The 16,522-nt window shown below is 44.6% G+C and carries 21 protein-coding genes; 15 read left to right on the top strand and 6 right to left on the bottom strand.

Annotated elements, in window-relative coordinates:
* Positions 1 to 27 precede the first annotated feature (27 nt).
* On the bottom strand, positions 28 to 633 hold the full coding sequence (locus tag V5G21_RS08680) for a YdcF family protein (protein ID WP_011248850.1): 606 nt from the start codon (positions 631 to 633) through the stop codon (positions 28 to 30).
* A gap of 341 nt (positions 634 to 974) precedes the next feature.
* Here V5G21_RS08680 and V5G21_RS08675 point away from each other — a divergent pair, with 341 nt between their 5' ends.
* Genes V5G21_RS08675 through V5G21_RS21430 form a run of 4 tightly spaced genes read left to right on the top strand, consistent with a single transcriptional unit; the run spans position 975 to position 2,539 of the window.
* Positions 975 to 1,208: a hypothetical protein gene (locus V5G21_RS08675; RefSeq protein WP_035205773.1), complete on the top strand. Its 234-nt coding sequence runs from the start codon at positions 975 to 977 to the stop codon at positions 1,206 to 1,208.
* Positions 1,183 to 1,521, top strand: coding sequence for a PadR family transcriptional regulator (locus V5G21_RS08670; protein WP_011248849.1), 339 nt, complete (start codon positions 1,183 to 1,185; stop codon positions 1,519 to 1,521). The genes V5G21_RS08675 and V5G21_RS08670 overlap by 26 nt, the downstream gene beginning before the upstream one ends.
* Positions 1,514 to 2,197, top strand: coding sequence for a DUF1129 family protein (locus V5G21_RS08665; RefSeq protein ID WP_035205776.1), 684 nt, complete (start codon positions 1,514 to 1,516; stop codon positions 2,195 to 2,197). The genes V5G21_RS08670 and V5G21_RS08665 overlap by 8 nt, the downstream gene beginning before the upstream one ends.
* A gap of 36 nt (positions 2,198 to 2,233) precedes the next feature.
* Positions 2,234 to 2,539 (top strand): hypothetical protein, encoded by a 306-nt coding sequence (locus tag V5G21_RS21430; RefSeq protein ID WP_156323116.1) that lies wholly within the window; start codon positions 2,234 to 2,236, stop codon positions 2,537 to 2,539.
* A 70-nt stretch (positions 2,540 to 2,609) separates the two neighbouring features.
* On the opposite strand, the gene V5G21_RS08655 is transcribed toward V5G21_RS21430, so the two are convergent.
* Together V5G21_RS08655 and V5G21_RS08650 are read right to left on the bottom strand one after the other, a co-directional pair.
* Complete coding sequence (locus V5G21_RS08655; protein ID WP_011248847.1) at positions 2,610 to 2,828, bottom strand: hypothetical protein; 219 nt, start codon at positions 2,826 to 2,828, stop codon at positions 2,610 to 2,612.
* A gap of 257 nt (positions 2,829 to 3,085) precedes the next feature.
* Positions 3,086 to 3,244 carry a hypothetical protein gene (locus V5G21_RS08650; protein ID WP_167369564.1) on the bottom strand — a complete coding sequence of 53 codons (159 nt, stop codon included), beginning with the start codon at positions 3,242 to 3,244 and terminating at the stop codon, positions 3,086 to 3,088.
* A gap of 351 nt (positions 3,245 to 3,595) precedes the next feature.
* Between V5G21_RS08650 and V5G21_RS08645 the strand changes: the two genes are divergently transcribed.
* The 6 genes from V5G21_RS08645 (at position 3,596) to V5G21_RS08620 (ending at position 8,964) form a co-directional block, all read left to right on the top strand.
* Positions 3,596 to 4,741 carry a CynX/NimT family MFS transporter gene (locus tag V5G21_RS08645; protein WP_011248846.1) on the top strand — a complete coding sequence of 382 codons (1,146 nt, stop codon included), beginning with the start codon at positions 3,596 to 3,598 and terminating at the stop codon, positions 4,739 to 4,741.
* A 234-nt stretch (positions 4,742 to 4,975) separates the two neighbouring features.
* Positions 4,976 to 5,965, top strand: a complete 990-nt coding sequence (locus V5G21_RS08640; protein ID WP_035205779.1) for a YncE family protein — start codon at positions 4,976 to 4,978, stop codon at positions 5,963 to 5,965.
* The gene (locus V5G21_RS08635; protein ID WP_011248844.1) at positions 5,955 to 6,635 is read left to right on the top strand and encodes a response regulator transcription factor; all 681 of its coding nucleotides are present in this window, start codon (positions 5,955 to 5,957) and stop codon (positions 6,633 to 6,635) included. Before V5G21_RS08640 ends, V5G21_RS08635 begins: the two co-directional genes overlap by 11 nt.
* Positions 6,632 to 8,050 carry a sensor histidine kinase gene (locus V5G21_RS08630; RefSeq protein WP_035205780.1) on the top strand — a complete coding sequence of 473 codons (1,419 nt, stop codon included), beginning with the start codon at positions 6,632 to 6,634 and terminating at the stop codon, positions 8,048 to 8,050. The genes V5G21_RS08635 and V5G21_RS08630 overlap by 4 nt, the downstream gene beginning before the upstream one ends.
* Complete coding sequence (locus V5G21_RS08625) at positions 8,047 to 8,475, top strand: FixH family protein (RefSeq protein ID WP_011248842.1); 429 nt, start codon at positions 8,047 to 8,049, stop codon at positions 8,473 to 8,475. The genes V5G21_RS08630 and V5G21_RS08625 overlap by 4 nt, the downstream gene beginning before the upstream one ends.
* 96 nt (positions 8,476 to 8,571) lie before the next feature.
* Positions 8,572 to 8,964 (top strand): DUF1259 domain-containing protein, encoded by a 393-nt coding sequence (locus V5G21_RS08620; protein ID WP_011248841.1) that lies wholly within the window; start codon positions 8,572 to 8,574, stop codon positions 8,962 to 8,964.
* Between the two features lie 20 nt (positions 8,965 to 8,984).
* Here the strand turns inward: V5G21_RS08620 and V5G21_RS08615 are convergent, their stop codons facing one another.
* The 3 genes from V5G21_RS08615 to V5G21_RS08605 form a co-directional block, all read right to left on the bottom strand.
* A complete protein-coding gene (locus tag V5G21_RS08615) occupies positions 8,985 to 9,254 on the bottom strand; it encodes a 4a-hydroxytetrahydrobiopterin dehydratase (protein ID WP_011248840.1) in 270 nt (89 codons plus the stop codon).
* A 63-nt stretch (positions 9,255 to 9,317) separates the two neighbouring features.
* On the bottom strand, positions 9,318 to 10,649 hold the full coding sequence (locus V5G21_RS08610; RefSeq protein ID WP_011248839.1) for a sodium-dependent transporter: 1,332 nt from the start codon (positions 10,647 to 10,649) through the stop codon (positions 9,318 to 9,320).
* 223 nt (positions 10,650 to 10,872) lie between these two features.
* Complete coding sequence (locus V5G21_RS08605) at positions 10,873 to 11,655, bottom strand: class I SAM-dependent methyltransferase (RefSeq protein ID WP_011248838.1); 783 nt, start codon at positions 11,653 to 11,655, stop codon at positions 10,873 to 10,875.
* 253 nt (positions 11,656 to 11,908) lie between these two features.
* Here V5G21_RS08605 and V5G21_RS08600 point away from each other — a divergent pair, with 253 nt between their 5' ends.
* The 5 genes from V5G21_RS08600 to V5G21_RS08580 all read left to right on the top strand — a co-directional run bounded on the left by V5G21_RS08600 (position 11,909) and on the right by V5G21_RS08580 (position 16,465).
* On the top strand, positions 11,909 to 12,472 hold the full coding sequence (locus tag V5G21_RS08600; protein WP_011248837.1) for a nucleotidyltransferase family protein: 564 nt from the start codon (positions 11,909 to 11,911) through the stop codon (positions 12,470 to 12,472).
* Between the two features lie 196 nt (positions 12,473 to 12,668).
* Positions 12,669 to 13,916 carry an MFS transporter gene (locus tag V5G21_RS08595; RefSeq protein ID WP_035205925.1) on the top strand — a complete coding sequence of 416 codons (1,248 nt, stop codon included), beginning with the start codon at positions 12,669 to 12,671 and terminating at the stop codon, positions 13,914 to 13,916.
* A 111-nt stretch (positions 13,917 to 14,027) separates the two neighbouring features.
* Positions 14,028 to 14,492: an SdpI family protein gene (locus V5G21_RS08590; RefSeq protein WP_160162526.1), complete on the top strand. Its 465-nt coding sequence runs from the start codon at positions 14,028 to 14,030 to the stop codon at positions 14,490 to 14,492.
* A gap of 254 nt (positions 14,493 to 14,746) precedes the next feature.
* Positions 14,747 to 16,054 (top strand): branched-chain amino acid transport system II carrier protein, encoded by a 1,308-nt coding sequence (gene brnQ, locus V5G21_RS08585; RefSeq protein ID WP_011248834.1) that lies wholly within the window; start codon positions 14,747 to 14,749, stop codon positions 16,052 to 16,054.
* 96 nt (positions 16,055 to 16,150) lie between these two features.
* Positions 16,151 to 16,465 carry a CHY zinc finger protein gene (locus V5G21_RS08580; RefSeq protein WP_011248833.1) on the top strand — a complete coding sequence of 105 codons (315 nt, stop codon included), beginning with the start codon at positions 16,151 to 16,153 and terminating at the stop codon, positions 16,463 to 16,465.
* Positions 16,466 to 16,522 lie beyond the last annotated feature (57 nt).

Raw genomic sequence — 16,522 nt, 5'->3', positions numbered from 1 at the left:
CGAACGCATAGGCTTTTTGTTGTTGGTTTAACGATATAGGGGAAATTCTTGAATAATGCCCTGTTGCACATATGAAATCAGTTTCCGAGCTTCTGTTTCTACCCGTTTTCTCCCAAAAGGAGAGAGATGCCAATTTTCAGCCGTTGTGGTTTTGTCGTCGACTGGACAAAGAGAGTATTCGATCCAACTTGGCATGTATGTCCGCATCATTAAATAGACTCGTGGCATATGGTAAGAAGCGGTAACAAGGAGCAGCCGTTTGATTCGGTGCAAGTCAATGGCCCGGTCGAGCACAAGCAAGGAAGCGAGCACGTTTTCTTTCGTGTGGAGCGAGCGGTCTTCCACAAGAATATCTTTGGCTGCAATGCCAAGTGACAATGCTTTTGCTTTCATCAATACGGCTTCTGGCGTTTTGGTCTCGTCCCAAGAGACACCGCCAGAAAACAATAGTTTCCTTGCCCGGCCCTGTTTATAAAGGTCAACCGCTTTAGGCACGCGGTACTCGACCGCTTTGCTGCTGCCAGGGACGAAAATGCAGTCACCGCTTTTGCCGTCATCTTTTTTGTAACCGTACAGAAGCGTTGTTAACTGCTCGTCAGTAAGGGTAGCCGGATCGAGTTGCGAGATTTTCATCATCCACCTCCAATAGATGAAGCCATGCAACTTGCTTTCTTTGTATTTATCTTTTATTATCCGTGGCAATGCCCGCTTTTTCAACTAAAGGCGAATGGCGATTTCCGTCGAAATGAATTTGGCGATGTTTTTACAAGATCAGCTAAGTTGTTTTAATATAAAAATATGCGAACGAGCTCGTTGGTGATTACGCGTTTCGATAAGGCAGTTTGTGGAGTTTGACGCATCCATTGAGAGGAATATGGATACCCGCGAATCGGCTTTGCAACGTAGATTGTATGTTTGTCTTTTCAAAGTATGCATAAAAAACCTCCAACCTAAGTTGGAGGCTAAAGGGGGAGTTGGGGAATACAGCTTTAGTATTCCCCAATTGCTCTATTTTATGCATCTTTTTCTATTTTTCTCTTAATAAATTTTTGGGCGGCTTTAAAAAAACGTTGACGAAACCGGCAAATGAGGATATAGTTAAACCAACTACTTTGCAATGCAAAGTAGTTGGTTTAACCCTTACTATCTTGCATAACAAAGTAGAGGGGGAAGGAGAAGAAAATGGCAATAAGAAGCCAGCTGCTTAAAGGGGTATTGCCAGCATGCATACTAGCAGTGATTGACAGTCAGCCCGTTTACGGGTACGAACTCGCGCAAAAACTAGAGGAAAGCGGCTTGCCAGAAATTAGCGACGGAACGATCTATCCGATTCTTTTGCGTCTACAAAAACAGAAGCTGGTTTACAGCGAAATGAGGCCATCTGAAAGCGGCGGCCCGAAACGCAAATATTATTTTTTGACAGCTGAAGGAAAAAACGAATTATGGCAAATGCGGGCGGAGTGGGGAGCAATTGCCAGCCCTGTGTCAACGATGTTAAAGGAGGACCCATCAAATGTTTAAAAACAATCAAAAGGAAATAAAGGCGTTAATTGAAGAAAACAACCGCTTGCGCCAGCAACTCACACCAGACAACTTAAAATTGTATGAAGATATGATGCTTTATATTCGCACAGACATGCGGCTTGCTGAGTATGAAAGTGAACAGATCTTGATGGAAATGCTGCATCATATTATAGACAGCCAAAAGGACGGAAAGACGGCGAAGGATGTATTTGGCGGCAACCCGAAAGATTACGCAGAAGAATTAATTGCAGAACTGCCACGAGAAAAGAAACGGAATGTTGCCCAATTTATCATTGCCCAAGTAGTGGTCCTGATCGGCATTGTTAGTTTAGTGGAAGGACTTGGAAAGTTGGTTTTGCCTTTATTTGGGCTAAAAACGCCTGGCGTTATAACAGGAAGTTTAATGGTTACGCTACTAATCGCCATTATCGGCACAGGCGTCGCTATCTATTGGATTTTTAAGCAAATACGGAAAGATCTCTTTACTGAAGGGAACAGCTCAAAGAGGCAATATATCAAAGTAGGCTTGATCGGTGCTGTTGCCTTTATTGCCCTAGTAAGCATTGTTTATCTGTTGCCAGATTGGGGCATCGCTCTTCCTTTTGCTTGGTGGACATATGTGCTAACCGGCGTGTTGTTGCTCGTGATTGGAAAACGTCTGCAAGCCGCTTAAAACCGGCAGAATAAGCTTCTCCGTTAAAGGGGCTTTATGGATGCTAAATTTGGAAATGTAGGAGGTATTCAATATGTCTACAGAGGTTCTTTCGATAGTAGCGATTTTTTCTATCGTGATATGGATAGCGGTATCCCAAGAGGCTGTAAAACCCTCGAAAACGATAAATTGGCGAAAAATGATAACATTACTATCAGCTGGATCATTATCCACACTCATTCTAGTCATCTCTCTTTTTCAACAGCTTCCATTGTAAATTGTTATATTGCAGCTGTACGAAAAGGGAGCTTCCCCAAGCTTTGGCCTTCTGGCTTTTGGGGAAGCTCTCTTTTTACTTGTTAGAGAATGATCTCATTTTATGCATTTTGCTTTAAAGCTATAATAAATCGCCTGGAAAATTGCGTCTTCTGGCTTACTTCAAATAAATCTGCAAAGAGACATTTTCATTCCCGTAAGACCATACGCTATTCTCGATTTTAAAATGATCGGCAAATGATTCAATCCACACTTGTTTAGCGTGTAGCAACGCTGTTAGTTGAGCGGAGTTAAGTGTTACTTCCTCTACTTGTTCGTTCTTTTGGAAAACAAATACGACTTTTACAAAGTCTCCTTGATTTGTTGCAACGCTCATTTTGCTTCCTCCTTTTATTTTATTCATTATAATCCCATACGGATGACGAGGAAGAAGGTTTCGCCGTTTGCGCTGACAATTGGCGTTTTTTCAATGAACATTAAAGACGGATGGCTAAGAAAAAAGGGAATGGAATGTTTCACAGCGTTAAAGGAGGAAATGATTAGCGAAGAAGAGCATTTACACAATAAAAAGTTGAGCGTTCGGGCATTAGCTAGCATAGGTAATAAAACACTGTTTTCATGCGAGTTCGTTATTTAACGGGCATTGTCATTATCGTTGGCGCCTTGCAAGCCCTTTTTCAAAAGATCATAGACGGCGCCTGAAAACGTCCTAATTTTATGTTGTTTTCGGTAGTCTTCGACAAGTTGGACTAGCTCTTTTGGAAATTTAATAAGTTTTGGAACACGGTTCATGATTATAACCTCTTTAAATTTGGGATACTACTAAATTCATAATGATTTGACGTCATTTTCCTAAAGAAAACGAATAGCAGGAAAGCAATAGAATCAACCAAGGGATTGATCGATTTTTAAGTGAATCATACTCCTGAAAGAAATTCGTGTCAACACCTTGTTGGCAATCCTCTCTCTTCTGTGCAAGTAATTTCTTGCCTATTTCCAGGAAAAACCAATCGAAAAGCTTGGGCTGAGCATATTTAACGCTAAAATGGTAAAGACAGTGTTATGATTATGTCGAATTAATGAAAAGAGCAAAACAATGCTTATAGGAAATCCTATTGTGTAATGTGTAAGGAGATGGGAAGTATGCGAACCATTTATTTCATTTTAGCGCTCATTTTAGCGTCACTTAATATGCGTCCTGCGATTACATCGGTTGCTCCGTTGCTAGATACGATTCAACAGCAACTAGGAATGAGTGGGCTGGCGTCAAGCTTGTTGACGACGCTACCTGTGTTGTGCATGGGTATCTTTGCCCCTTTTGCAGCGAAGATTAGTCAAAAGATTGGCTTGGAAAAAGCCATTTTTCTTTCTTTGTTGCTTTTAACGGCGGCCACTGCCGTGCGGGGGATCACAGGTTCAGTCATTGTCTTGATTGTAACAGCTTTTTTGGCGGGAATTGGCATCGGTATTGCTGGCCCGCTCTTGTCTGGCTTCATTAAACAGTATTTTCCGACGCGTCCGGGATTTGTTAGTATCTATTCCGTTTCGATGTCGTTAGGGGCAGGCATTGCCGCTGGGTTGTCAGTACCAATCTACAACAGCGCCGGTCAAAATTGGGGGTTCGCTCTTGCTAGTTGGGCCGTTCTTGGTGTTGCTGCTTTAACGTTTTGGATCAAATTGGCTCTACAAAAACGGACAGAAGTAACGGCAGCGAAAGCGAGGCTGCCATTAAAAAACAAACGGGCGATTTTAGTGACATTGTTTTTCGCGTTAATGTCTAGCATGTTCTATTCAGTAACCGCTTGGATTGCGCCAATTGTCCAAGACATGGGTTATAGCAAATCGACTGCTGCAGCGATGCTTACGGTGTTTACATTTATTCAAATCCCTACTTCGATGCTGTTGCCGACATTGGTTGCGAAATTTGGCCGCTTGACAACGGTGCTAGTCGCCTGCAGCATGCTCGAATTAGCTGGCATCGGCATTTTGTTAGCTGGACTCCACCCCCTCCCTGCTGCCCTTTTACTTGGCATTGGCGCCGGTGGGCTGTTCCCTCTCGCTTTAATGTTGCCGATTGTTGAAACAGATAGCCCGCAAGAAGCAAGTGCATGGTCTTCCATGAACCAAGGAGGAGGCTACATTCTTGCTGCGATCGGCCCCCTTGCGGTTGGTGCCATTTCCGATATGTTTGGCAGCTTTTACCCTGCCTTGCTTGTGATGGCGGGTGTTGTAGTAGCAATGGCAGCTGTACAGTTGCTCTTAAAAAAGCATGGCCGTGCGATTGAATAAGAGCCCTCATGATGCAACTAAAAAGACGAGAGCAGGGCATAAAAACCCGTACTGGAGAATCATGGCGTTGTGCGTTTACGCTCTATTTTTATCAGATTGGTTGGCAAGGCGCCCAGGAATAGGCGCCTTGCTTTTTTATTCCCCTCTGGTATCGTTGACATTGAGAAAAAGCATTCCCAGTTCTCACTTTCTTCACATTTATTCGCTATACTGGGGAAAAGGAGGCGAAAACTCGTGAACTGGAAGGCAGTGATGCTAGTGGCCTCGTTTTGTTTTTTGTTTGCCGGATGCGATCAGAAGGCGCTTCCGCTGCCTGATGGAAATGAACCATATGCGGTTGTCACCCATTTAAAAGAGCCTGCTCTTGCATTTCTAGAGAGCGGTCATAAACGACTAGTTAGGACCGAGAAAATAGACGAGCCTTGGAGTGAAATGGTCCCTATCGATTCCGGTCGCATGGTTGCTTTAGCCCAAACAGGGACAACGCTTTTGGCCATTGATACCAATAGCGGTGCCGTTGACGAACTTGCCCAGTTTGATGAAGCCCTGACTGCAGTGACAGCGCTTCCTGGCCGTGACGCTGTAGCGGTTGCTGATACGGAGAACCGTGAAGTCAAGTTGGTCAGTGTAGAACATGGCGATGTAATGGAGGCGTTTGCATTGGATGGTTCGCCATCAGAACTTTTGGCTGATGAAAGTGGACTGCTTTTTGTCCTTTGTGCAGACCAAAGCAACGTTTCTGTATTTGATTTGGAGACAATGGAACAAATAAATTCTTTTCCGGTCAGCGAACGTCCAGCAGGGCTTTTTTTTGATGGCGAATTGCTATGGACTGGAGGGCACGGCCCTACAGGCAACTTAAATAGCGCGATTCGCGGCTATGAAGTCGCATCAGGCGAGATGAAGGCTGAGGTTGAAGTTGGGTTGATGCCAATCGCCATCACAGGCAGTCGCGAGGAAAACGAACTTTATGTGGTTTCTCATGGCGACCACCACGTCTATAAAGTAAACCGTGCCACGCAAACAGTCGTTGCCAAAGCAGAAGTCGGGCAGAATCCTAATTATATTTATTTATTTGGAAACGAGTTGCTCGTAAGCAATTTTGACAGCGACACATTGTCCGTATTGCAGAAGGACCCTTTTGAGTTGACGGATGAGGTGTCTGTTGGCGCAGGGCCCTACGCGATTTCCGTTGCCCCAGGGAGGGAAGAAGATGGGAGCTAAAACAGTGCTAGTCGTTGACGATGAGCCTGAGCTGCTTGAGCTTGTAGTTACCTATTTGCGAAAAGAGTCTTACCGGGCGCTGACAGCTGATAATGGCGCCGACGCTCTTAAGCGGATTGAACAGGATGCGGTCGATTTGGTCATTCTTGATGTCATGATGGAAGGGATGGATGGCTTTCACGTTTGCGAGCGTATTCGGCAAAAGCATTCACTTCCTGTGATTATGCTGACAGCACGAGGCAATGAAGCTGATAAAGTCCGTGGCCTTAAAACCGGTGCCGATGACTACATGGTCAAGCCATTTAGCCCGAAGGAATTAATGGCCCGTGTCGAGGCAGCGTTGCGCCGCGCAAATATGGACAAAATCCGTGGCAGACGTCTCGTTTTTGGAGAACTTGAACTTGACCAAGACGGTCGTGCGGTAACCGTTGCTGGAAGCCTTATTAGCCTGACAAGACGGGAATACGAATTGTTGCTGTTTTTAGCTGAAAACGCGGGCCGGGCCTTTTCACGGGAGCATTTATTTGAGCGCGTATGGACCGATACGGCCGCTAGTTCGTTGCGGACGGTCGATACGCATATTAAAACGTTGCGCTTAAAGCTTAATGGGGCCGGACGTTTTATCGAAACCGTTTGGGGCGTCGGTTATAAATTCGGAGGAAGCGAATGAAGCCTTTATCCATTGGCGCAAAAATTTGGCTGGCCATTGGCACTGCTGCGTTGGCCTTTGTCGTCTCTGGTGGTTTTTTAATTGCGTTTTTGTATGAAAAGCTTTATGTAGACGAACAACTTGGCCAGTTTATGGAAGAAGGCAGCGCCCTTGTGTCTTTTTATGAAAAGGAAGGTTTGTCGGAAGAGCTGTATGAACGAGTGGAGTGGGCGAATGAGAGAAGCCGCGCTCAATTTTTACTGACAGATGATCCAATGGAATTGGCGAGCGGCGCCCCTTTTGCAGCCGATGAAGATGCACAACTGATCACATTTGAGGAACGGCAAAGTTTGCTGGACGGCGAGACAGTTGTAATTCGCCGCGAACATCCTCGTTTTCAACAAGAGTTGCTAGGGATTGCCCTTCCGTTAATCAGTGAAAATAAATTAGAAGGCGCGATTTTTATTTCGATGCCATTAGCTGTTGTTTATGAGGCGTTTGTTGATATCCAGTGGGCGCTTTATGCAGCAGTGTTGTTCGCTGCTTTCTTTGTCGTCATTTCAGGCAAGCGCATGACGAAACATATTGTAGAGCCGCTAAGGGAAATGAAAGCAAGTGCCAAAGAAATGGAAAATGGCCATTTTTCAAAGCGTGTCGCTATTGGAAAAAGCCATGATGAGCTCGCGGAACTGGCTCATTCTTTTAATGAGCTTGCCAAATCATTAGAGCAAGTAGATCGAGAGCGGAATGCATTTTTGGCCAATGTCGCCCACGAATTGAGAACGCCTTTAAGCTATATGATCGGCTATGCAGAGGGCATTCAAGAAGGTGTCATTGAAAGAAATAAAGGAATGGCCGTTATTGAAAAAGAGGCAAAGCGATTAGATCGCCTTGTCAATGATTTGCTTGATTTGGCCCAGCTAGAAGGCAGCGATTACCGTCTAGACAAAGAAGCACTTCCATTTGCAGAGCTTGCTCGAGAAGCGGTAGCTGCATTCGCTTGGCAAGCTGAACAAAAACACATCCAACTGGAACTTGAGTTAGACGAGGACAGCATTATTGATGCCGATTGGGACCGGATGCAGCAAGTGTTAACAAACTTGCTCGCAAATGCGATTGCTTATTCTCCGCCTTTTACAACGGTTACGGTACGGATCACTTCCAGCAACGGCTGGGCAGAAATGGTTGTTGAAGATGAAGGAGCTGGTATCCCTGAAGCAGACCTGTCGTCTGTACAAAAGCGTTTTTATCGTGTCAAGAAGGGCAGGAGCAGGCAGAATGGCGGTACGGGTCTGGGCCTAGCAATTGTGCAAGAGATTGTCGCCAAACATGGCGGCGACTTTCAGCTAGTGTCACAAGAAGGGAAAGGCACAAAAGCCATTATACGGATTAAAGAAATCGATGTTGGCGCTTTTAAGGAAGGAGAACAAAGATGAAGCAACGATGGTTAACAGCAACAGTACTTGGTGTCGTCGCATTAAGCGGTTGTTCTGAGAAAGAGGAAACGCCTTCACTGTCGGCGGAGGCAATTGAGGTTGCTTTTGAAATGGCAGAGGAACAGCTTGAACTTGAAAACATTGTTCTTGAGGCGAAAGTCATGCAAGGAGACGAGCCTGTTGATGATGCAGAGGAAGTCGTTTTTGAAGTCTGGCCTTATGACGATAGGGAGGAATCGGAATTTCATGAAGCAAGCTATGCTGAATCAGGTTTATACCAAGCTCCATTAGCGTTAGAAGAAGCAGGAATTTATATGGTACAAGTCCATGTGACGGCTCGGGGCATGCACGTCATGCCTACTCAGCCTTTATTTGCCGGAGAAATAAGCGAAAGCGAGATCGAACAGTTTGAGGAAGGAAACTAGGCTCCATTAAATGCTAGCCCTGGAGTGAAAGGGCAGTCCTTTTATGTTTCTACATATAAATAAAAAGGGACCTGACTTTGCGAAGGGGGAGTAACAATGGCAACGTTTTACTCAGTTTGTGAACAAGCGGGATTGGTATTTGGACAGAAATCGAAACGCAAAAATGGTGTCTGTTCAATTGAAATTCCAAGAAACTTGCATGCAACGATTCAAGGAAGGCCGACAAAAGCCAGCCTCCACATTGAAGTTACGTTTGAAGCATTAGACCAAAATGGCATGGCACTTAATTTAGCAGAACTCGTGCTTTTGCAGGAAGAAGTGCCGGTCGTCGTTCGGGGACTGGCGGAGCAAGGCGTCATTGTTAGCGCGATCCACAACCATTGGCTTTTTACCGATCCTGTGCTTATGTACGTGCACGCCCAATCAGTAGAAGCGCCGGTCTCTTTTTCACAAAAAATCAACAATGCGCTTCGCTATATTGCGATTTGACAGGCCAATGCCCGCCCCGCCTAGTTTTCGAAAAACTGGTTGCAGGCTTTGGCGGCGTCAATGTCCTTTTGTGTCAGTTTCCCCTCATCGACTGTTGTCCATTTAATCGAAACGGCAGTATGATCAATCGTGATGACAGGATGGTGCTGGGCGCCTTCTGAATAGGCAGCGACGTTCTGCACAAAATCAATTCCTTTTAAAAAATGATCAAATGTAAAAGTACGCCAAAGCGCTTCTCCCTCAACCGTCCAGCCAGGTAGCGCTTTGGCTGTTTTTTTAATTTGGCTCATTGACATCCTCCTCCTCCCCTTTATATACCTAAGGCCGACAGCTTGTTAAACATAAAAATTGTATTATAAGAAAAACTGGGCAATAAACACCAAAAGAATTGTAGCCGGCACGAGCGTACGCATTAGAAAAAGCCAAAATGGAGCTATACGGCCAACAGGCCCCGCTGCTAACTGAAATTGATGAAACAATAGGTCACGCTTGATTTTATAGCCAACGAATAAAGCAATAAGCAAACAACCGACGGGAAGCATGACATTCGAGACAAGCAAATCGGTCAGATCAAACACCGTTTTCTCTTGCCAAGCAAACCCGCTTAAAAGCCCTGCCGATAATGCAGAAGGAATCGCCGCGACAATGACGACAACACCGCTTCCCATCGCGACATTGCGACGGTTCCAGCCTTTGTTTTGGGTAAAGGCAGAAATAATAATTTCCAACAAACTTAAAGATGAGGTAATGGTCGCAAAGAAGAACAATAACAGAAACAAACTTAAAAACAAAGCGCCGAAAGGCATTTGTGCAAAAATCGCAGGCAGCGCAATAAATAACAGCCCTGGCCCAGAGGCTGGCTCAATGCCGTAGGCAAAGACAATTGGAAAAATCGCAAGACCAGCCAATAATGACACAAATACGTTCATTGCCGCCACATACGCAGCCGAGCCAGGCAAACTTTGCTTTTCTCCCAGGTAGGAACTGTATGTCACCATACAAGAGAAACCAACTGCCAGCGAGAAAAACGATTGCCCCAATGCTTCCAGCAAGCCTGGCGCGGTTATTTTTGAAAAGTCAGGCTGTAGGAAAAAACGGACGCCTTCCATCGCGCCTTCAAGGGAGAGGCCACGAAAAATAATAATAAGCAAAAACAAAAACAAAAGTGGCATTAAGTACTTGTTGGCCCGTTCGATCCCATTTTTAATGCCGAAAGACAACACGACGACATTCAGGAACACGAATAACACAAGACCGAGTATACTCGCCCAAGGGCTGGCGGTAATGCTGATAAACAATTGCTCGTAATCGCGCCCATCTACAAGGACAAAATTGCCGAACGACAACAACGCATAAAGCAAAATCCAGCCGCCCACGACCGCATAAAACGTCATCAGCAAAAAGCAGCCAACAACGCCAAAACGCCCAATCCAAGACCACGCTTTGCTGTTAACAAGCTTCGGGTAAGCCGATACCGCCTCGCGCTTTGCGCCGCGGCCAATGACAAACTCGGCAATAAGCAGCGGCAGGCCAATGAAAACGGTAAATAATATAAATAAGAGAAAGAATGCGCCTCCACCATTTGTCCCCGTCAAATAAGGAAAGCGCCAAAGAGCGCCAAGCCCAATTGCAGCGCCCGCGGAAGCGAGTATAAAACCGATTTTAGATGTCCACTGTTCACTCATACGATTGCTGGCTTTGCAGCAGTCACCTGCCTTATTATGTATTGTTTTCCACTTTACCACAGAAAAGCGAATTTGCCGAGAACCGATTTGAGACGAGTCGCATGATTAGGCCCGTCAATAGCAGAGTTGGCAACAACGAAAAGGATTTCGTAGAGATGCTAGACGTTGAAAGTACACTGGCTGTTTTTAAGAGTGGCCAACTTTTACAATTATCTCAGTATACTTATCGCTCAAGCTCCTTCCCGGCAATCCATAACGTCCAGCGATCCTTCTCAACGATCGGACCGTCCTGTTCGAGTGTGGTATCAATGACATGTACAAGTTCAGCCAATTCCGTATCTGAAAGCTGATGTAAAAGCGAGCGCCCTTTCCGTTTCGATAGATCAGCGAGAAGTTCCTGCTTGCTTTGATGGATCGCCCGTGTCTCCCATAGCGTTTCCTCACTTAAAAGGGAAAAGCCGCTAGAATGAAGGGCTTGGCGAATGTGGGCGCTAGAAAAGCGGCGCTTTGCTTCTATGTTCCTCAGGTGTGGGAAGGCAGAAAAGAAGTAGCCGCGCACATGCTCAGCGCTTCCGGGAAGAAAGCAATCGTCAGGCGTACGGTTTTGGATGATAAAAAGGCCGCCGTCGGCTAATGTCCGCCACGCTTCTTGAAAAAAAGGCTGCACGCTTGGCAAATGGTGAATGAGCGCTCTTGCCAAAAGCAAATCAATCGACCCGCTTGCGAGAGGAAGGTCCTCACAATCCCCTTTTTTAAGCGCAATCTGTTGAAAATCTCGACAGGCCGCTTTGGCATCAGCGAGCATTTGCGCGGACGAATCGATGCCGATGACATGGGGAATGCCGATCATTGCCAGCGCTCGTGTATAGATCCCTCCGCCACAGCCAATGTCAGCGGCCGTATCGATGTGTTTCCGCGACAGCTGGTTGGCAATAGTCGTAAGCCACTTTGAATCGGCGGTGCGGCCGCTATAGCTGTTTTGATTGCGCTTGTCATGAAAGTCCATAAGGAAAGCCTCCTTGCCTTTTTCTTTTAGCGTACAACAGCGGGTCGTGTGTAGATAGGACCGATTTTGAATAGGAGGCGATAAGAAAGTTTTTCTTTCAAGCTCAATAAATCGTTCCGAGAAACTTCTGGTAAAGGAAGGGATGGTTCAGTGCTTTGTAGAAAGGGTAGCAACAGGGGGCAAAAAACGCTCTCTTTGACTTATCTATCTAGCTCTTTTTGTAAACGTTGTTCCTGAGAGGGGTTCATTCAAAATGATACAGAATAAAGAGGATATCCTAAAGCTCATTCAAAGCGATAAAAAAATGATGCAGATCATTAAAACTACAAGTTCCCTTGATTTGCCTGATTGGTGGATATGTGCAGGATTTGTACGGTCAAAAATTTGGGATACGTTACACGGCTTTAATGATAGAACGGAGACACCAGATGTAGATGTTATTTATTTTGATAATACCAACATCGACGAGAATGTCGAAAAAGGATTAGAGAGCAATTTGAAACGTTTGATGCCTGGTATCCCTTGGTCTGTTAAAAATCAAGCTAGAATGCATGTCATGAATCATTTTCCGCCTTATACATCTTCAGAAGATGCGATTTCAAAGTTTCCAGAAACGGCAACTGCATTAGGCGTGACGTTAGACAAAGACAATCATTTGGTGCTTGCTTCTCCTTGTGGAATCGAAGATGTCCTCCATTTAGAATTAAAACCGACCCCATATTTTACTGAAACAAAAGAACGAGCGGCCATTTACAGAGAGCGGATGATGAAAAAGAACTGGAAGGCTATTTGGCATAAGCTTAAAGTCCACTATTAAATCAGCCAAGTTCGTCAGGTAATAAGCTTCATTTCTGAGTACTCTTTCTCCTTTTATTTTTGGCCAAAAAGACGTTTCCCCGAGGCTAGAAAACGAGTAACGGCCATAGTAGTGGCTTGCTTATCGCTCGGGCTACTGTTTTAAAACACTAAAGAGGTAGCAATCCGAGCTAGTAACGGTTTTGAAAGGAACGGATATGAGTAAGAAATCGGAAATTATACGAATATTAAAGGAAAACCGTAATTATAGACATTTACTGCTCACGACTACAATTAGTGGTCTTGCGACATGGGGAGCCTTTATTGCGATGCTAATGCTGTTGAGCGAGATCACGGAAACAGGTGTTCAACTTGGAGCGTTATGGGCGCTTAGCGGGATCGTTCCTTTGTTTATGAGTTTTGGTTTAGGCGGAATCATTGACCGCTTTCATACACGCACCGTTTTAATTGTTTCTGAATGGGTCCGTGCTCCTTTGCATGCCCTCTTTATTCTCGTTCCGTTTTTTGATGGGTGGCTCGCCTGGACGCTGTTTTTTATCGTTCGCTTTGTGATCGGAGTATTCAATTCATTAAACGCTGTCGCTCGGCAAACAATCATTCCCGAAATCATTAAAGGCGACGACTTAATTGTCGCAAATTCATTAAATTTCACATTAACGAGTACGATTCGGCTAATTGGAGCGGCTACTGGCGGTACGGTTATTACATTGATCGATCCCAATTATTTTTGGGTGCTAGCATCGATTGCTTTCGTGATCTCAGCAGTGCTTGTTTCCCGCCTTCAAGTTAAAAGGGAAAAAGTAAAACCGAAGGAACGCCATTTTATAAAAGAATTGAAAGTCGGTCTTACGATTGCGAAAAATAAAGTGTTTATCCGCTATGTACTATTATTTGCGCTAACCGGAGGGTTAATAATCGGTTCCTTTAACTTGATGTTACAGCAGATGGCCGTAATAACTTACGATATGCCGGCAATTGGATTAAGTCTGTTGTATATTGCAGAAGGGGCTACATCAGTTGCTTTAGGGATATGGATAGCGAACCGAAAATTTATGTTTGCGAAAATTCATACGTATGGATGGATTTACATATTGATGGGAGCTACATGGGCCCTGTTTGGTTTTACACAAACCATCCATCAAGGGATGTTTGTAATCTTCCTTTTTGCTGCCGTTGGCGGATTTGTCGTTCCTTTTGAACGAATGGTGATGCAGACACATGTAGAGGCAAATGCGAGAGGGCGAATTTTTGGATTATGGAACACGTGCAGCTTGCTTTCCATCAATATTGGTGCTCTTATAACTGGAATGGTGATTGACTACGTTGGCCTGGCCTATGTACCGCTCATCGTCGCTATATTCGAAATCATTTTAGGGATTGTCTTTTTCGTTCAATTTAAAGGGAGAACCACAGACGAGGCCAAAAAATTCGGAGAGGTAGGGTAGATAAGCGAAGCAGTCTAGGTTAGAAAGAACGGTAAGTGATTAGTAGAATTGATTCGAATTATGATAATTATGGGGGCGCTTATATTACATAGCATAGAAAGGTTGATGAACGTGAACCTACGCTGGGTGTTTGTGATTGTCTTAATCCTCTCTTTGCTGCATGGAGCGGTTTTACTTGATAATACAGGTAGAGTAGCCGACTTGGGTGTAACAATTTTGATGGTGATAAGTATCAGTTTAGGGATTATGACGGTCGTTCTTGGCTATTTTGGAACGAAGGCAAAACCAAACCTGGCGTTCGGGGTACGAACAAAATGGGCATTAAGCAATGACGAGGTATGGAAGCGCTCAAATTTATTAGGGGGGAAACTCCTGTTAATTGTGGGCTTTGCCTTTATTATTACCGCCTTTCCTGCACGTTACTATTTTCGTCACATGAAACATATACCACAGCCTTTGGAATCATGTTCGTGCTCCTTATTTTTGGCTGGGCCATTATCGCAATCTGGTACTCTTACCACGTCTATAAAGAAGTGGTTGGGGGCGGTGAAAACAAGGAAGATCGGTAAACAGTAGCGGAGGCAATATATTATTGCGATGAAAATAAAAAATGAGCTCTATCGAGTAGGTGGGAAATGCCCGAAAAGTGTTTTTAAAACCTATTTTTCAAGGATGTGTTTTTTTCATTTATGCAATGTAAACGCAGCCAACTGTTAGCTAGGAAAAGGTGGAAATAGACAGTGTAGAAAAGCTATGTTAGAATCATTTTTGCTGCCGTCAACTAGCGCAGTAATATGTCAGATAATTGCATTTTTCAGAAAGGGATTGTTATGGAGTCAACAGGAAGGATTTCAAACAAAGAAACATTTTTTATTGGTCTCATGCTATTTTCTCTTTTCTTCGGCGCAGGAAATTTAATTTTTCCGCCGGAATTGGGACTGAACGCTGGAGAGCATGCATGGCCAGCGATAATTGGATTTTTAATTTCAGGCGTAGGGCTACCGATTCTAGGCGTTCTCGCGATTACGTATATTGGCAGCTCTGATGCGGAAGGGCTAAGCAGGCGTGTTCATTCTAAATTTGCCGTAGCAATAACAACGTTGTCGTACTTGACAATTGGCCCGTTGTTTGCGGTGCCGCGGACAGGGACGGTTTCTTATGAAATGGCGATTGTGCCTTTTTTAAAAGATGGCGGAAGTTCCCTTTCCCTTTTAGTCTTTACATTGATTTATTTTGCGATCGTCTATGCGCTTGCCCTGAACCCAGGGAAATTTGTCGATCGCATCGGGAAAATTATCACGCCTTTTTTGCTGCTTGTCATTTTTATATTGCTTGCTGCGGCTGTGTTTGGCCCATTAGGAACCTATCAGGCTCCAACGGAAGCATATACGAATTATCCATTATTTAAAGGAATTACAGAAGGCTATTTGACGATGGACACGATTGCCTCCGTTGTGTTTGGTATCATTGTTGTTAAAGCGATTGAGGATAGAGGCGCTAAAGATCGGTTAATGATCCAAAAAACGGCATGGAAGGCAGGGCTTGTGGCTGGAATTTGTTTAGGCGTTGTTTACGCAGGCCTCGGTTATCTCGGTGCGACTAGCGCAACAGCGATTTCGGCACAAACGGGTCATGAAATCCTTGCTGCTGTTTCCAATGCGTATTTTGGCGTTTATGGCAATGTGATTCTAGGCCTTGCGATCTTGTTTGCTTGTATTCCAACAGCAACAGGTCTGATTTCCTCATGTGCCATTTATATTAATAGACGGTTTCCGCGTCTTTCTTATCCATTGCTTGTACTATTGTTTACGTTATTAAGCCTTGTCATTGCTAATTTTGGCTTGGAAAATGTGATTTCATTGTCAGTGCCAGTGCTTCATTTTATTTATCCGATTATTATGGTGCTTATTTTTCTTGCTTTTCTAGATAAGATGATTGGCGAAAGACGATCCATTTACCAATTTGCTGTCTTATTCACCGGAATTGTCAGCTTAAATGATGGCTTGTTAGCTGCAAACCCCGATTGGGGCTACCCCGGCTTTCTGGCGTTGCCGTTTGCCGAGCTTGGACTAGCTTGGGTGGTGCCTGCCTTGCTCGGGGCAGTCATTGGCTTTGTTGTTTCGTTGTTTCAAAAATAATCATCTACTTACAAACGACAAAGTATGCGAGCGCATGTTTACAATCTGGGGGCTGCGGTGAGCGCAGCCCTTTCTTATAACAAAGGAGTGAGCTGCTTGCCAACCATACAGGGGTTTCCAATTGACGATGAGACACGCTGTATTCATTACCAGCAAGAAATCGATGTTGTTGCGATCCAATTTGCTTGCTGTGGCCAATTTTATCCGTGTTATAAGTGTCATGCTGAGTCAGTGGGGCATGAGATTAAAACGTGGCCAAAGAGTGAGTTTGGCGCGAACGCGATTTACTGTGGCAAATGCCGAAAAACGATGGCGATTAGCGACTATCTTGAAAAAGGGGAATGTACCCATTGTGGCACACGCTTTAACCCCGGATGCGCTAGACACTACCATATTTATTTTGATGTGTGAACGCCCCGATGCTTTTGGCGATTGGCCCCTTTAATCAAGACTTTTTGAAACTGTTTA

The sequence above is a fragment of the Shouchella rhizosphaerae genome (assembly GCF_036700015.1).
GTDB lineage: Bacteria > Bacillota > Bacilli > Bacillales > Bacillaceae_D > Shouchella > Shouchella rhizosphaerae.
The sequence above is the reverse complement of the archived record's forward strand: the minus strand, read 5'-3'. Positions and strand labels throughout refer to the sequence as shown.

Coding starts and splice junctions, on each gene's coding strand:
- V5G21_RS08680 (WP_011248850.1), bottom strand. CDS start 633: ATGAAAATCTCGCAACTCGATCCGGCTACCCTTACTGACGAGCAGTTA.
- V5G21_RS08670 (WP_011248849.1), top strand. CDS start 1,183: ATGGCAATAAGAAGCCAGCTGCTTAAAGGGGTATTGCCAGCATGCATA.
- V5G21_RS08665 (WP_035205776.1), top strand. CDS start 1,514: ATGTTTAAAAACAATCAAAAGGAAATAAAGGCGTTAATTGAAGAAAAC.
- V5G21_RS21430 (WP_156323116.1), top strand. CDS start 2,234: ATGGATGCTAAATTTGGAAATGTAGGAGGTATTCAATATGTCTACAGA.
- V5G21_RS08655 (WP_011248847.1), bottom strand. CDS start 2,828: ATGAGCGTTGCAACAAATCAAGGAGACTTTGTAAAAGTCGTATTTGTT.
- V5G21_RS08650 (WP_167369564.1), bottom strand. CDS start 3,244: ATGAACCGTGTTCCAAAACTTATTAAATTTCCAAAAGAGCTAGTCCAA.
- V5G21_RS08645 (WP_011248846.1), top strand. CDS start 3,596: ATGCGAACCATTTATTTCATTTTAGCGCTCATTTTAGCGTCACTTAAT.
- V5G21_RS08635 (WP_011248844.1), top strand. CDS start 5,955: ATGGGAGCTAAAACAGTGCTAGTCGTTGACGATGAGCCTGAGCTGCTT.
- V5G21_RS08630 (WP_035205780.1), top strand. CDS start 6,632: ATGAAGCCTTTATCCATTGGCGCAAAAATTTGGCTGGCCATTGGCACT.
- V5G21_RS08625 (WP_011248842.1), top strand. CDS start 8,047: ATGAAGCAACGATGGTTAACAGCAACAGTACTTGGTGTCGTCGCATTA.
- V5G21_RS08620 (WP_011248841.1), top strand. CDS start 8,572: ATGGCAACGTTTTACTCAGTTTGTGAACAAGCGGGATTGGTATTTGGA.
- V5G21_RS08615 (WP_011248840.1), bottom strand. CDS start 9,254: ATGAGCCAAATTAAAAAAACAGCCAAAGCGCTACCTGGCTGGACGGTT.
- V5G21_RS08610 (WP_011248839.1), bottom strand. CDS start 10,649: ATGAGTGAACAGTGGACATCTAAAATCGGTTTTATACTCGCTTCCGCG.
- V5G21_RS08605 (WP_011248838.1), bottom strand. CDS start 11,655: ATGGACTTTCATGACAAGCGCAATCAAAACAGCTATAGCGGCCGCACC.
- V5G21_RS08600 (WP_011248837.1), top strand. CDS start 11,909: ATGATACAGAATAAAGAGGATATCCTAAAGCTCATTCAAAGCGATAAA.
- V5G21_RS08595 (WP_035205925.1), top strand. CDS start 12,669: ATGAGTAAGAAATCGGAAATTATACGAATATTAAAGGAAAACCGTAAT.
- brnQ (WP_011248834.1), top strand. CDS start 14,747: ATGGAGTCAACAGGAAGGATTTCAAACAAAGAAACATTTTTTATTGGT.